The organism is Prevotella sp. S7-1-8 (assembly GCF_000758925.1).
Taxonomy (GTDB): domain Bacteria; phylum Bacteroidota; class Bacteroidia; order Bacteroidales; family Bacteroidaceae; genus Prevotella.
Genome location: NZ_JRNC01000071.1, coordinates 1 through 15,620, shown reverse-complemented (window position 1 = coordinate 15,620; position 15,620 = coordinate 1). Strand labels below are relative to the sequence as shown.

The 15,620-nt window shown below is 51.8% G+C and carries 13 protein-coding genes and 1 tRNA gene; 2 read left to right on the top strand and 12 right to left on the bottom strand.

Annotation, left to right across the window (positions count from 1 at the left end):
• Positions 1-159: 159 nt before the first annotated feature.
• The 12 genes from folD to HMPREF1640_RS10560 all read right to left on the bottom strand — a co-directional run bounded on the left by folD (position 160) and on the right by HMPREF1640_RS10560 (position 13,495).
• Complete coding sequence (gene folD, locus HMPREF1640_RS10610) at positions 160-1,044, bottom strand: bifunctional methylenetetrahydrofolate dehydrogenase/methenyltetrahydrofolate cyclohydrolase FolD (protein ID WP_036894550.1); 885 nt, start codon at positions 1,042-1,044, stop codon at positions 160-162.
• Positions 1,045-1,055: 11 nt separating this feature from the next.
• Entirely contained in the window at positions 1,056-2,426 is a 1,371-nt protein-coding gene (ffh, locus tag HMPREF1640_RS10605; RefSeq protein WP_036894548.1) for a signal recognition particle protein, read from the bottom strand.
• 135 nt (positions 2,427-2,561) lie between these two features.
• The gene (locus HMPREF1640_RS10600) at positions 2,562-3,269 is read right to left on the bottom strand and encodes an SIMPL domain-containing protein (RefSeq protein WP_369699833.1); all 708 of its coding nucleotides are present in this window, start codon (positions 3,267-3,269) and stop codon (positions 2,562-2,564) included.
• A gap of 231 nt (positions 3,270-3,500) precedes the next feature.
• Positions 3,501-4,016, bottom strand: coding sequence for a DUF4112 domain-containing protein (locus HMPREF1640_RS10595; protein ID WP_197051512.1), 516 nt, complete (start codon positions 4,014-4,016; stop codon positions 3,501-3,503).
• Positions 4,017-4,373: 357 nt separating this feature from the next.
• A tRNA-Leu gene (locus HMPREF1640_RS10590) sits at positions 4,374-4,455 on the bottom strand.
• A 126-nt stretch (positions 4,456-4,581) separates the two neighbouring features.
• Entirely contained in the window at positions 4,582-6,714 is a 2,133-nt protein-coding gene (locus HMPREF1640_RS10585) for a Tex family protein (RefSeq protein ID WP_036894547.1), read from the bottom strand.
• 40 nt (positions 6,715-6,754) lie between these two features.
• A complete protein-coding gene (locus HMPREF1640_RS10580; RefSeq protein WP_052051804.1) occupies positions 6,755-7,789 on the bottom strand; it encodes a S41 family peptidase in 1,035 nt (344 codons plus the stop codon).
• Positions 7,790-7,830: 41 nt separating this feature from the next.
• Positions 7,831-8,616: a DUF3316 domain-containing protein gene (locus HMPREF1640_RS10575; RefSeq protein ID WP_036894551.1), complete on the bottom strand. Its 786-nt coding sequence runs from the start codon at positions 8,614-8,616 to the stop codon at positions 7,831-7,833.
• A gap of 13 nt (positions 8,617-8,629) precedes the next feature.
• Positions 8,630-11,326 carry a DNA gyrase/topoisomerase IV subunit A gene (locus tag HMPREF1640_RS10570; protein ID WP_231565900.1) on the bottom strand — a complete coding sequence of 899 codons (2,697 nt, stop codon included), beginning with the start codon at positions 11,324-11,326 and terminating at the stop codon, positions 8,630-8,632.
• Positions 11,327-11,527: 201 nt separating this feature from the next.
• The gene (locus tag HMPREF1640_RS13380) at positions 11,528-11,701 is read right to left on the bottom strand and encodes a hypothetical protein (RefSeq protein ID WP_156098794.1); all 174 of its coding nucleotides are present in this window, start codon (positions 11,699-11,701) and stop codon (positions 11,528-11,530) included.
• Positions 11,691-12,797, bottom strand: coding sequence for an AI-2E family transporter (locus HMPREF1640_RS10565; RefSeq protein WP_036894545.1), 1,107 nt, complete (start codon positions 12,795-12,797; stop codon positions 11,691-11,693). Before HMPREF1640_RS10565 ends, HMPREF1640_RS13380 begins: the two co-directional genes overlap by 11 nt.
• A gap of 74 nt (positions 12,798-12,871) precedes the next feature.
• On the bottom strand, positions 12,872-13,495 hold the full coding sequence (locus HMPREF1640_RS10560; RefSeq protein ID WP_036894544.1) for a thymidine kinase: 624 nt from the start codon (positions 13,493-13,495) through the stop codon (positions 12,872-12,874).
• Positions 13,496-13,631: 136 nt separating this feature from the next.
• On the opposite strand from HMPREF1640_RS10560, the gene rsmI reads away from it, so the two are divergent.
• Both rsmI and HMPREF1640_RS10550 read left to right on the top strand, forming a co-directional pair.
• A complete protein-coding gene (gene rsmI / locus HMPREF1640_RS10555) occupies positions 13,632-14,330 on the top strand; it encodes a 16S rRNA (cytidine(1402)-2'-O)-methyltransferase (RefSeq protein ID WP_036894543.1) in 699 nt (232 codons plus the stop codon).
• Between the two features lie 11 nt (positions 14,331-14,341).
• Positions 14,342-15,199, top strand: a complete 858-nt coding sequence (locus HMPREF1640_RS10550; RefSeq protein WP_036894542.1) for a hypothetical protein — start codon at positions 14,342-14,344, stop codon at positions 15,197-15,199.
• Positions 15,200-15,620 lie beyond the last annotated feature (421 nt).

Below are 15,620 nucleotides of genomic sequence, written 5' to 3'. Positions count from 1 at the left end.
AATAATAGTTATTTATTGGTTCTCAAGCCAGTTGGCAGAGACAAAAAGGGCTTCCCAAGAATTCAGGAAGCCCCGCTTTCGAGTCGAAAAATCAAAGATGACAGGGTGTTATCATTGTTTCTTTTAACATTATACAGACTGGCAATTGTGAGAACTGCTCTATAAATATATCTCTTTCTTGGCCGCCGCAAGCGTGTTTTTCATCAAGGAGCAGATGGTCATGGGACCAACACCACCTGGCACAGGCGTGATAAAAGCGCACTTGGGAGCGACCTCGTCAAACTTCACGTCGCCATTGAGGCGAGCGCCACTCTTCTTTGTGGCATCCGGCACACGCGTGGTGCCCACGTCTATGACGGTCGCGCCCTCCTTGACCATGTCTGCCGTGACAAAATCAGGACGACCAATGGCAGCGATGATAATATCGGCCTCTCGGCATTCTTCTTTCAATGTGGCCGAGTGCGAGTGGCAAACGGTCACCGTGGCATCGCCGAGATGCTTTTGCATCATCAGTTGGGCCATAGGCTTGCCCACTATATTGCTACGCCCCAATATCACGCATTTCTTGCCGGACGTCTCTATCTTGTAGTGTCTCAACAACGTGAGAATACCCAACGGGGTGGCCGAAATGAAACAAGGCAAGCCGATAGCCATGCGCCCCACGTTGATGGGGTGAAAACCATCCACGTCTTTACGATAGTCGACAGCCATGATAATTTTCTGCTCGTCTATGTGTGGGGGCAGCGGCAATTGCATAATGAAACCGTCAATGTCGTCGTCATGGTTCAGGCGGTCAACGCATCGAAGCAGCTCCTCCTCGGTAACATCGTCCTCATAGCGTATGAGCGTGGATTTAAATCCACACTGCTCGCAGGCTATGACCTTGTTTCTGACGTAGGTTTCTGACCCTCCATCGTGTCCCACCAACACAGCGGCCAAATGAGGTTGCTTGCCACCGTTGGCCATAATGTCGCTCACCTCTTGGGCTATTTGTTTCTTAATGGCGGCCGCAGTGGCCTTTCCGTCAATCAGTGTATAAGCCATGTCTTTATGTATTAAGGTTTTAAGGTTGACATTCCGGGCATTTTTGGCATGCCGCCTTTCATGTCTTTCATGCGCGACATCATCGATTTCATAGAGTTTCCCGTGACCATTTTCATCATCTTGCGCGTTTGGTCAAACTGTTTCACCAATCGGTTCACCTCTTGGATAGAAGTGCCGGAGCCTTTGGCGATGCGCATGCGACGGCTTTGGTTAAGCACCTCGGGGTTGGCGCGCTCCTTTGGTGTCATGCTCTTGATGATGGCTTCGATGCCCTTGAAAGCATCGTCGTCGATATCCACGTCCTTGATAGCCTTGCCCACACCGGGTATCATCGAGGCCAAATCTTTCAGGTTGCCCATCTTCTTGATTTGCTCTATTTGGCCAAGGAAATCGTTAAAATCAAACTTGTTCTTCTGTATTTTCTTTTGAAGGCGTTTGGCCTCGGCCTCGTCAAACTGTTCCTGAGCACGCTCCACGAGCGACACCACGTCGCCCATGCCTAATATACGGTCGGCCATACGCTCCGGGTGGAACACGTCGAGCGCCTCCATTTTCTCGCCAGTACCAATAAACTTGATGGGCTTGGTCACCACCGTGCGTATGGACAAGGCGGCTCCGCCACGAGTGTCGCCATCCAATTTGGTGAGCACCACGCCGTCAAAGTCGAGTCTGTCGTTGAACTCCTTGGCCGTGTTCACGGCGTCTTGTCCTGTCATGGAATCGACCACGAAAAGCGTCTCGTCAGGATTTACGGTCTCCTTGAGCGAGGCTATCTCGTTCATCATCGCCTCGTCCACTGCCAATCGTCCTGCGGTATCGATGATCACCACGTCGTATGATTTGGCTTTGGCCTCCTTGATGGCGTTAAGGGCTATCTCGTTGACGTTCTTGTTACCCTCCTCGGTATAGACTGGTACATCCACTTGCTGTCCCACCACCTTGAGCTGTTCTATGGCAGCGGGGCGATACACGTCGCACGCCACCAACAAAGGATTTTTCTTCTGTTTGTTTTTTAAGAGATTAGCGAGCTTTCCACTGAACGTGGTCTTGCCCGAACCCTGCAAGCCCGACATGAGGATGACAGCCGGACGGCCCTCCAAACGGAGCGGGGCCGCCTCGCCTCCCATGAGCTTGGTCAACTCGTCGTGAACGATTTTCACCATGAGTTGCCCCGGCTTCACGGCCGTGAGCACGTTCATACCCATAGCCTTTTCTTTCACTGTGTCGGTGAAAGTCTTGGCAACCTTATAGTTAACATCCGCGTTCAGCAATGCCCGCCGAATATCCTTAAGGGTCTCCGCGACATTGATCTCTGTGATTTTGCCTTCGCCTTTAAGAATTTTGAACGAACGTTCTAACTTGTCGGATAAATTCTCGAACATAATTTTGCCTTGCTAAATATTTATAGTGTTAACGTGAAAACCGCGCCTTATGACACAAGGCACGATGGGATGCTGAACGCAAAGGTAGCCAATTATTCAAAAAATCATGCAGGTAACAGCATGTTTTTACAATAATTAATTTTTTAACGAGTAGGTCACGGTGGTCACCACACGCACCTCTTTAATATAAGGGGTGTTCTGGTCGCGGTCGCTGATGGAGAACTGGCCTTGGTCGGCGCTCACAATCTTGTCGAGCTTGGAGCGCGAATTTTTGGCGAACTGATTGGCGGTGGCTTCCGCGTTGGCAATGGCATCCTCCATCATCTTGCCTTTCATGCGCTGGAATGACACGTAGTCATACACTATTTGCGAGTTGTAATCGCCCTCGACAATGGCTATGCCCTGCTTGAGAAGCTCTCCTTGCCGGGCTATGATAGCCCGCACCTGCTTGACATTGCGCGAAGTGACGGTGATGGTGGATGTTATGTTGTAGCGATAGGCCATTCGACTGGACGAATACCTGTCGGCGTTCGTGTCTACCACCTTTGGGGCGTTGAGTTCCATCTCGCTCTCCTTGATACCATTTTTTAAAAGAAACGCCTTGATGGCTTGCTGTTTTTGGGCTATGCGATCGTAGAGTCGCGGCAGATCGTCGCCAAACTCTTGAAACACCACGGGCCACGTCACTTTGTCTGCTTGCACTTCGCGCTCGGCCAAGCCCTTGACGGTTACCTTGCGGTCTTTGTTGGCAAAATCGTCGATTCCCCACCGTATACATAGTCCTAACACTATAATTCCGACAGCGACAATCGCCGCTTCGAAAATTCTGCCGTATTTCATCATTGTATGATAAGTTGTTGGTTTTTCCAAAGATACGTATAAATATGGTTGTCTACAAATATTGTTATTGGTTTTTAACGTGAAAATAGCCTCACGCCTTGACTGTCTGCCGAGGACAGATAGTTTTCGCGAGATGCCATCCTACAGGTTACAATCATCCGGCGCAACAAGTCTCGACAACATCGCGCACGTTGCTTAATACTGTCTATGGCATTTTCATCTCCTGCCAACGAGTTAGAACAAAAGGCCAAAGAGATAGACAGCGAGCCTAACAAGCAACACGATGAGCACAATGAAAAGTACGATGGCTGCGGCAAAAAACCACGCCTTGCGTTTCACCTCGCGCACCACGTCTTGATCATCATATACAAAGCCCTGAACCAAACGCATGTTGCGCACGTAGGAATGATTGAAAACATCAAGGACGTCGCCCACGAAGAAGGGCAAAAGACCCTTCACCGCATCTAACATGGCATTGTATATCACGGCTAAGGTGAGTGGAACCGATTTGACCACACATAGGCTGAACCACACGAACGGCAACACCATGATGGATGAGATGAGATCGCCCCAGCCACCGGGAACCAAGCCGAGCAACGGGTCCAAATAATAGCGGTCCATGATCTTGGCTATGCGATCCATGATTTTATACGACCAAGTGTTGACCACTTTGTGCCGTCGAGCAATTTTTTCGTTGCCTAATGTGATGTCGTCTTGATTCGCAGTATTGTTTATTTGTCGTTTTTCCATTGTCTTTGTTTTATTTTTTATGTGCGGCACACGACCGCGTGTTCGGCCCGCGCTTACTTCGTCCGAACAATGCCCCATGCCTCTATCTGTTACCTGCGCACACACTTATAAACGTATTAAACAGGGACTTCGTTTCATGCAACCAATAGAAAAATATGATTGAATGTTGTTTTTCACCGCAAAATTGACCCTCCCCCTTAATAAAACCCTGTTGAGGAGCATGGTTGTCACAATGGCCGCCACGACGTTTTTTGTGGCATAAACTATCCATCACGAAACGAAAAGATTAAAAACCCAACACCGGATATACAAAATTGCTAAATAGACAACAACTGTCTATTTAGCAATTTTAATGCGTGCGCCTGACAGGAATCGAACCTGCACGTCTCGCAACACCAGATCCTAAGTCTGGCGCGTCTACCAATTCCGCCACAAGCGCATTCGGGATGCAAAGGTACGCATAAAATTTTAAAACCCAAGGGAAAGGTCCAAAAATATTACAGGACGACCGTGCGAATTTTCCTCTTAGCCAATACATTCCGCGCCAAACCATGCCCGGGCACACTTATAACTTCATGGTGAGCGCTATGCGATGGCGTCGACGATCCACCTCTAACACCTTGACACGTACATGCTGGTGAAGTTTGACCACGGTGTTGGGATCTTTCACGTAATGGTTGGCCATCTGCGATATGTGCACGAGGCCGTCTTGGTGCACGCCGATGTCCACGAACGCACCAAAGTTGGTGATATTGGTGACGATGCCGGGTAGCTCCATGCCCGAGACAAGGTCGTCGGGGGTCTTGACCCGCGGGTCGAACTCGAACGTCTCAAGCTTGTCGCGCGGATCGAGCCCCGGCTTTGCCAGCTCGGACATGATGTCACGCAGCGTGGGCAAGCCCACCTCGGGCGTCACATAACGTTCTATTTCTATTTTGTCACGCAATGAGGAGTTGGCCATTAAGTCGGCCACGGCACAACCACTGTCGTCCGCCATTTGCTCAACCACGTGATAACTCTCTGGATGAACGGCACTGGCGTCCAATGGGTTTTTGGCGTGAGGCACGCGCAAGAAGCCCGCGCACTGCTGAAAGGCGGCCGGCCCGAGGCGTGGCACCTTCTTGAGTTGCGCCCGCGAGGCGAACGGTCCATTATCCCGTCGATAGTCAACAATATTTTGCGCCAACACCGGGCCAAGCCCACTGACGTATGTAAGCAAATTCTTGCTGGCGGTGTTGACATTCACGCCCACAGAGTTGACACAGAGCAGGACAGTCTGGTCAAGGCTGCTTTTGAGCTTGCCTTGGTCCACATCATGCTGGTACTGCCCCACCCCGATACTTTTGGGGTCTATCTTCACCAACTCAGCCAATGGGTCCATGAGCCTGCGCCCTATGCTCACGGCCCCCCGTACGGTCACGTCTTGGTCAGGAAACTCCTCGCGCGCCACCTCCGAGGCAGAATACACGCTGGCGCCATCCTCACTGACCACATAGGTATCCACACCCTCTATTCGCCGCAATATATCGGCAGCCTCGCGAGAGCCAGTGCCATTGCCCACAGCTATGGCCTGCACGCCAAACCGCCGGGCTATCTCCTCAAACCGCCGCAAGGGATCTCTCGCGCCATCCTTGAGACGCTCGGCCTCACGCCCCACGGCGAACACCACGTCGTGGTGCAACAAGTTGCCTTGCGCGTCGAGCACAGCCACCTTGCACCCTGTGCGTATCCCCGGGTCCACGCTCATCACCCTGACCTGTCCCAATGGTGGGGCGAGCAACAGTTGGCGCAGGTTCTCGCTGAACACCTTGATAGCCTCGTCGTCAGCTCGCTCCTTGCTCATGGCGGCAAACTCGTTTTCTATCGATGGCCTTATCAACCGTTTGTACGAATCCTCCACAGCCTCGTTCACCAAGCCTTGGCACGCTCCTGCCCCATGCACCCAATAGCGGCGCAACCTGTCCACGCACTCGTCGTCGTCCACGGTTACGCTCACCCGCAGCACACCCTCTGCCTCGCCACGCCTCATGGCCAGCAAGCGGTGAGAAGAGCAATGCCTAAGTTCCTCGCTGAAAAAGAAGTAATCGGCGTATTTCTGCGCCGCGTCTTCGTCTTTCATCTTTGGCACCACCCTCGAGATGATGGTGGCCTCGCGCCTGAACACCTTGCGCACGCTCTGTCGGCTGCCCTCACTCTCGCTGATTATCTCGGCGATGATGTCTCGCGCACCTCTCAACGCGGCCTCCACATCAGGGACTCCCTCTTTTACAAAGCGCTCGGCCACTTGTCGCGGATCTCGCTCGCGCTGCGCCAAGATAGTTTGCGCCAGCGGCTCCAAACCCAACTCACGCGCCACCTGCGCCCTTGTGCGCCGACGTGGTTTATAGGGCATATAGATATCTTCTATCTCCGTGGCGTTCCAACTGCTCACTATACGTTGGCGCAACTCATCGGTGAGCTTGCCCTGCTCTTCCATGGTCTTGAGCACGGTGTCCTTTCGTTTTTGCAGTTCCCTGAGTCGCTCGCTCAAGTCGCTGATGGCGGCCACTTGCACCTCGTTTAAGTTTCCGGTGGCCTCCTTGCGGTATCTGCTAATGAACGGGATGGTGCACCCAGCCTCCAAGAGGTCCAGCGTGGCATCCACCTGATGCGTCGGAATGTTAAGTTTTTGCGAAATGTAAGGAGTGAAAATGTTCATTGTAGTGGTGATTGAAAAGTTGTTCTGCCATGTAAAAAGGTTATTTCATGGGGACGAGTGCCGCTGCCTGCCAGCCTTTTCGCAGCCTTTCTCGCGCGGTCTCTATCAAAGTGTCGCGCCCTCGCGCTACATCATTTGCGGACAGGGATACCTTGACATCGGGGGCCATGCCATTCTCAACGCCGCGTTTGTCCTTGTCGTACATAGGACAGGCCGAGAAACGCACTATCCATCCATTGGGCAACTCGCTCGAAAATGGCAAGCCGGCGCCTCCGCCGGTCATGTCGCCCACCACCATGACATTGGGGCAACATCTCATGTACTTCACAAACTCGTTGGCGGCGGAGTACACACGGCGGTTGGTTATCACCACCACCCGTTTCTGCCAACGCACCCCCTTGGCCGGTTTGAGACGCTGTTCTATCAATGGCGAGAAGTCGCGGTGCCCCTTGCCCGTCTTGTGACGCATGTATCCCACGCGTATCTCCTCGTTGGTGAACCTCGCGGCCAACTTCTCCGCGGATGTGACCATGCCTCCCCCATTCTGCCTTACGTCTATGATCAGGCCATTACATGGCGCAAGATATGTCAAGATTTGGTCAAGCGTGCCGTCGCCTATGGGGTTGGCAAAAGACGAGCAAGTGATGTATCCCACGTTATCGTCCAGCACACGATAGCGAAAACCGTTGGCCACGCGATAGTCTGTCTTGAGATAATTGTCCACGATCTCACTTGCATAGTTGGCTGGATAGTTTTCGTGAAAGCCCCAGTAACGACCCATGTCAAATGAGGTGAAGAGGTTAACGTGCCCATCCTTAAGTTCGGCAAGCATGCCGCCCAAGACCTCGAGCAGCTGGCTGTCTGTCATTCCATTATCCACGCGCTGGGCATACATGGCACGTATAGCGTTCCAGTCCACGCCCTTTTCCTCGAAAAAACAATAATGCTCGTCCATTATTTTCCACAAAGCCTCGAAGTTGCCACGTGGATTGTTGTCGAACTCTTGCTCCTTCACACACCCGAGGAGGAGCGCGCAGAGCAGGGGCACTATATATATAAGGTGTGATTTTCTCATCGTTTTGGTTTTGTCTTGTCCTCACGAGCCTTTCACTATAGTCAAAATTTCCATCCCACCATCACGCTATGCGTGTAATGATGGTATTTAAGGCTGTTTGCCTCAAGCTGCCTGATCTCTCCTATATAGCCCACACATAATGTGGCGCGCCACAACTTGAAATCCAGCAACAGTTTGTTGCTCCATTGCAAACCGCTGAAAGGCGAGGTAACCACGATGTTGTGGTCGTAATTGCCCAATGTGAATATCTCGTAATAAGACTGCCCGAACTGTGGCGTGAAAGCCAAGCCCACGAATGGCATGTGCGCCTCATAGCTCAGATTAAGCGGCCTGCGGCCACGACATATATTCCACTCCACGCCCGCCGATGGATCTATGGCGAACGCCATGCGCGCTTGCGCTGGGTTGTTGGTGTTATGGGTGTTGTAAGTGCCGCCGACAGTGGCATCCATGAAACCGCCTGCTTTCAAGGAGACTCTCGTCCCGGCAAGACTCCAACTGTAATGCCAGCCAAATAAAACATTGTACATAGCCGTGAACATTGAGTTGCCGTTGCCCCGTGTACCAGCCCACGACACCAGCGCATGGCTTTCCATCTCGCGAGACACACTACTGCCCTTGCGTCGCCACTCCGACCGCGCCACATAGCCAACCTCGGTTCCGCTGAAAGTCTCTTGCGAGAGGTAGGTGTCCAAAAGATTGGCGCGCCCCACCGCTATCAGATGCGTGCGTTTCAGCGTCACGGGCGCTTTAGACACCCTCGCGGTGTCTGTTTGCGCTCCGCAAGAGACACTCGCCATGAGTGCCAAGCCCACGGCCAAAGTCATCCATCTATGGTTGTTATTTGCCCAACTCATCATCATTAAACAGACTCAGTTGTCCTGTCATCTCATCAATAATCTGCTGCTTGGATTTTCCCGCGTCGGGGTCGAGATTTTCGGTTTCCGTACCGTCGTCGCCGTCATCCATTGTCGCAGTTTGCACGTTGTTCTCAAGTTGGCGTGTCGGCTCAAGCTCCTCCACCTTGTCTACAGTCCAAATACAGATTCGCTTACCCTTAGCCTTAAACCCTTTGACTCCGACAAACCGCTCGGCATCTATCTCCAAGTCGGCTCGCGCGGCATCGTCGCCACCAAGGGTTACACGCAAACGTGGGTAAGCGGTATCGGTGAGCAGCAGTGGCACGCTCTCAGGGTTGTCTCCCAAATAGTTTTGATGGCGCCGGGTCGCCTCCATCATAAATCTCTTAACGTAAGCGTACCTTTCATTGTCGGCATCCAAGAGCGCCGCTGTCCATATTTTGGCGGGATCCCATTTTTCTATGACCTTCAACTCATGTTCATAATGGTTGTTCACGTCAAAATCAGTGATGTAAAACTCTCCGTTCTCCAGCACCACCAAGATGCTGTCACCGTCGTTAAACTCGCCCAGCAAGCGTCCGCGCCCCTCGTAGTTGATGCGGCGAACGTCGGAGTCGAACCACACCTTGCGCCCACCAAGCGTAGATCGGCCGTGACTTTTGAGCGTCACGCGATGCACGCTCCGCTTGGTCAGAAGGTTACCCTTGGCCGTTCGGCTCTTGATACCTATATCCGAAAAATCTTTCTCAAGAAATATATTTTGACGTTTCTTTTTAGGATCCGGGTCGAGAGTCACCTTGATTGTCTCCGCCTCGCCATTAGGATTGGCCGAGAAATAGAGCACGCGCGAACCGGGGTTGCCCTGCGTCACGTCGTATTCACGGTCGCGTGTCATGCTGGTCACGTTGAAACGCTTGATATAGCTCGGCCCCGTCTTTCCGTCTCGGTATACCACGTTGTATATAGTGCGCCTGTCATTCTTGTTAAACACCTGCACCCACAATATGTTCTTGCCCACAAATATCTTGTCGGCCACCCTCAATATCTTGTATTTGCCGTCGCGATAAAAGATGATGATGTCGTCCAAGTCAGAGCAGTTGCACACTAACTCATGCTTTTTTAACCCTGTTCCAACAAATCCATCCTGCCGATTGATATACAGCTTCTCGTTGGCCTCCACCACCTTGGCAGCCTCTATATTGTCAAAACTGCGTATCTCGGTTTGTCGCGGATAGTCTTTTCCATAGGCGCTCTTAAGATGTTCGAACCACGCTACGGTCACATCGGTCATGTGGGCCAAATCATGTTCCAGCCCCTTGATCTCGGCTTTCACCCTCACCAAAAATTGGTCGGCCTTGTCCTTGTTGTATCTCAAGATACGCTGCATCTTTATTTCCAACAGCCGCAGATAGTCTTCTTCCTTGATGTCGCGTATGAGGTCTTTCTTGAACGGCTCAAATCTCTTATCCAAGAACAACAGCACGGCTTTCTGGTTGGCAGCCTGCTCAAACTTGGGCTCCTTGTACATGCGCTCCTCTATGAAGATGCGCTCCAACGAGGCGAAGAACAATTGTTCTTCCAACTCCTCCTTGCGTATCATCAGTTCGGCGCGAAGCAGGCCCATGGTGCGGTCCACACTGTGTTTGAGCACGTCGCTCACGGTCAGGAAAGCGGGCTTGTCGCCGTCTATGACGCAACAATTGGGCGAGACGCTGATCTCGCAATCGGTGAACGCATAGAGCGCGTCGATGGTCTTGTCAGGTGACACGGCCGCGCTGAGCTGCACCTGTATCTCCACGTCGCGGGCCGTCATGTCTATGACGCGCCGCGCCTTGATCTTGCCCTTCTCGACAGCTCGCGTGATGGAGTCTTGCAGCGAAGCGGCCGTCTTGGTATAAGGAACCTCCTTGATGACCAATGTCTTGCTGTCCAACTTCTCTATCTTGGCACGCACGCGCACCGTGCCTCCGCGCTGACCGTCGTTGTATTTGGACACGTCCATGGCTCCGCCCGTAGGGAAGTCAGGATAAAGCTCAAACTCCCTTCCCCTGAGATAGCTCACCGCCGCGTCACAAAGTTCCACGAAATTGTGAGGCAGCACTTTGCTGCTCAGGCCCACGGCGATACCCTCAGCCCCTTGCGCCAACAACAAGGGAAACTTCACCGGCAGCGTCACCGGCTCCTTGTTGCGGCCGTCATAGCTAAGTTGCCACTCCGTAGTCTTGGGGTTGAACACCGTCTCCAGGGCAAACTTGCTCAGTCGCGCTTCTATGTATCGGGGCGCGGCGGCACGGTCTCCGGTGAGCACATTCCCCCAGTTACCCTGCGTGTCCACCAACAAGTCTTTTTGTCCCAGTTGCACCAAGGCGTCGCCGATGGAGGCGTCGCCATGAGGATGAAACTGCATGGTGTGCCCCACAATGTTGGCCACCTTGTTGTACCGGCCATCGTCCATGCGTTTCATGGAGTGGAGTATGCGCCGCTGCACAGGCTTCAGGCCGTCCTCGATATCGGGTACCGCGCGCTCCAATATTACATAAGAGGCATAATCCAAAAACCAACTCTTGTACATCCTGCTCAGATGGTGCACGGCGGAGGCGTCAAAACGATCCACAGGCTTGTAGCCCAACGGTTGCTCCACCGCGTCGCCAAGCCCCTCTGGCCCATCAGGATGCATGGCCTTGTCCGCGTTTTGTGATGTTTCTCCCTCTTGTATATCCAATGTTTTGTCGTCGCTGTTGTCGTCTTTCATTTTTCAGGTTGCGTTATCAGTTGTAAAGATGGGCACAAGGTACCTCTTCACGCAAAGTTATACATTTTTTGTCCTAATTTTCTCGCTTTGTCGCTTTTTTACGCGCACACGACATTTCAAATCCTATCATCCACGGCAAGGGCGTTTGGGGCAATCAAGATGCCACCGCGTCGCACCGCCTCCAAGGGCACCCGGGCAATCCACCTCAGAGGTCTCGCTACACCAGCCGTTGGCAAACACTCTCATAAACCCCCAGTTGCCACGCCGTGGCCACGTGTTCAAATCCACCTTATGTTTCATGGTCTACATGATGTTTAACATTGGGCGCGGCGTCTTCTTCGCGCGTGACATATCGTTTCCAATAGGCTATGAGGAGCGTGGTGAGGGGCAATGCCACTATCAAGCCTATAAAGCCCAAGAGCGCGCCCCACACGGAGAGCGACAGCAACAAGATGGCGGGGTTCAGACGCATGGCCTTGCCCAATATCTTCGGAGTAAGCACGGTGTCTGATATAAGCTGGCAAACGACAAACACGGCCATGGCCAATCCAAACACCCACCAGAAGTTCTGCCCCGTGTCGGCAGCCTTGAGCATGGCTAAAAACGCCGTGGGAATGATTGCCAAGGTATGCAGGTAAGGCACCAAATTGAGAAAGCCGATGATAACCCCCAAACCGATAGCCATAGGAAAATCGATAATCGTGAAGCCGATACAGAACAATATACCCAAACACAATGACACCAATCCCTGCCCGCGAATGTAATTGTTCAACTCGCGCTCCACGTCCACCATCAGCTCTTGCCAGAACGGGCGGTTGCGCCGGGGGAAAATCTTGATCCAATTGTTGGTGAGATACTCATAATCCAACAAGATGAAAAACATATACAATATGGTGATGAGCGAAGCCACCACGCTAAGCAGCACGCTCGCCGTCTGGCCCACTATGCTAAACACCTTGGGCGTGGCATTCCGCAACAGGTCCCTGAAATCCTTGCCGCGCAAAAACTCTTCGATTGTCTCGCGGTTCTCGTTGATGCGCTGTTGTATCCAACTGGCTATATTGTTGGCGTCAGCGCTCTGCTGCAACCAGTTGTTCAAGATTTTGACGAGCAGTTTAAACTGGTCCAACATCGGCGGAATGATGAGCCACGCTATCCCGCCGATAACAACGAGCAGCGCCAAAAGCGTGACAAGAATGGCGACAGCGCGCAACTTCACACGCAACTTGTCTTCCACAAACTTGACCACGGGAAACAGCAAATAGGCGAAAAGCCACGCCACGAAAAACGGCAGCAACACGGCGCTGAGGTAACCCACCAAGTAAAGCGCGGCGAAAACCAAGAGAATAGCCCCTCCCCATCGCACCAATTTGTCTAAAGTTATCTCTTTCTGCATATTGTCATTTTCAAAAAATTACTTTCCATAACTATGCTGTTGGCATAATGTTTCTCTCACAAGGCACGCGCGCGTCATCGACCCACGTTATCAAACAAATTCCCCGAAAGCGCGTTGAGCCGGTCGGCCTCCACGGCCTTTTGGAAACACGACCTGCACAGCGGCTCATACTCTGATTTCTCGCCCAACATCACTTGCGACGCCACGTTTACCAATCGATGGCTGCCATATGCCATCGAGCCACATTTCACACAGATAGCGTGCACCTTGGTCACGTCGTCCGCCACCGCGCACAGCAGGGGTATGGGCCCAAATGGCTCGCCCCTGAAATCCATGTCCAAGCCGGCCACTATCACGCGCACGCCACCATTAGCCAGCGTGTTGCATACCCCAACCAAGTCAGCGTCAAAAAATTGGGCCTCGTCAATGCCCACCACGTCGTGGCCGGAACAGCGCTCCAAGATGGCAGCCGCGTTTTGCACCGGCGTTGACCTGATGACGTTACGATCGTGGCTCACCACATTTACGTCCGAGTAGCGAGTGTCCATGGCTGGTTTGAAAATTTCTACCTTTTGCTTGGCAAACATAGCTCGTTTCATGCGACGGATAAGCTCCTCTGTCTTTCCTGAGAACATGGAGCCACACACCACTTCTATTCTCCCGGGAAGGCGGTTTTCGCCCATATAGTTTTCTATCATAGCATTTGCAAAGATAACAAAAGAAACGAATTGTAAACTCACCACACTGATATTTTTTTTATCTTACTTAAAAATTGTAAAGAATTAAGATTTTATTTTGACGGTGAGCAATATTTATCTATATTTGTCTGAAATTATGGGTATATTGTATATAGTGCCCACCCCTGTGGGCAATATGGAAGACATGACGCTACGCGCCATACGCGTTCTGAAAGAGGCGGACACGGTCTTGGCCGAGGATACTCGCACGTCGGGCATCCTGCTCAAGCGTTTCGGCATCAAAAACCGTCTTATGTCACACCACAAATACAATGAGCACGGCACGGCGGCGACAGTGGTAGAATGGCTCAAGGCTGGCCAAACCATAGCCCTCGTCAGCGACGCAGGCACGCCGGGAATAAGCGACCCGGGATTCTTTTTGGCGCGCGAGGCGGCCCAAGCGGGCGTAACGATACAAACACTGCCAGGCGCCACGGCCTGCGTGCCGGCCTTGGTATCTTCGGGGTTGCCTTGCGACAGATTTTGCTTCGAGGGCTTCCTGCCACAAAAAAAAGGCCGCAACACCCGGTTGAGAGAGCTTGAGGAGGAGACGCGCACAATGGTGTTCTATGAGTCGCCCTATCGATTGCTAAAAACTCTCACGCAGTTCGCCGAGGTCTTCGGGGCGGAACGACAAGTGAGCGTGGCAAGAGAAATATCCAAAATACACGAGGAACATGTGCGAGGCACGCTCCAAGAGGCCATAGAGCATTTCACACGGACAACCCCGAGGGGTGAGATTGTCATCGTGCTGGCTGGTAATACAACTATCAAAAATAAGTCTAAGCAATTTTAAAATTACTGATTATGAAAAAGACTTTGCTATTTTTCTTCGCTCTGACGCTACTCGTCACTACAGGATGCAAACAAAAAAAAGAAAGCCCAACGGACTATAGGGCATTGGAGCAGAATGATTCTTTGCAGAAAATCATTGACCAGCGTGACAACGAGATCAACGACATGATGAGCACCATGAACGAGATCCAAGATGGTTTTCGGGAGATTTCCGAGGCTGAAAACCGCGTAAGCCTTGCCAAAGACGGTGAGGGAGCTAACAAGACACAGCAGATCAGGGAGAACATCAAGTTCATTTCCGCGCGCATGCAACAAAACCGCCAGCTCATCGCCAAACTGCAAAAGCAGCTTAAGGATAGCAAATTCAAGGGTTCGGAGATGGTAAAAACTATCGAGGGCTTGCAGAAACAGCTTGAGGAGAAAGACAAGCAGATGCAACAACTGCGTGCTGAGCTTGACGCCAAGGCTATCCATATCACGGAACTTGACGAAGCTATCAACAACCTTAACAGCAATGTCTCGAACCTCAAGCAGGACAACGCGCAGAAAGACAAGACCATCAGCGGACAAGACGCACAGCTCAACACCGCTTGGTATGTCTTCGGCACCAAGAAAGAATTGCGCGAGCAGCGCATATTGGTGGATGGAAAAGTGCTGCAATCCAACTTCAACAAGAGCTATTTCACGAAGATAGACATCCGCTCTTTCAAGAGCGTGAAGCTCTATTCCAAGTGGGCCAAGTTGCTCTCCATGCACCCATCCAGCAGCTACACGCTCACCCGCGACACCAACAACCAGTACGTGTTGACCATCACCAACGCAGAGATTTTCTGGAGCACCAGCAAGTATCTCGTCATACAGGTGAAGTGACGCCATGCGCAACACGCCGCTTTCAATTCACAATTTAAACCGGGACGCATCCTTGATCAGGTTTAATATGTGATTGAAACTATTAAAAAAACAAGCCCCGAAAAGTCAAAAGCGTGACAAAAGAATTGTCGCTTTTGGTTTTTCGGGGCGTTTTTTATCACAAGAAGTTTTAATTCTTAATTACTCATAAGCCCATCAACCGGCTCAGTGGAAAAAGTATGGCGTTTCATTTTGCTATTGAGATTAACCCATTGGTACAATAGATGGCCATGCGTGTTTTGAGGAGACGCTCGCCATGTTACAAACATAAGGGGGGCGAATGGGGCGTGTGTGCGCTTCAAGATAGCGACAGAATGTTTGCGCGCTTTCGTTTTTTCTCTTTAAAACCCGCTTGTCCCGAGCGCGGTTCTTGAAAAATTGG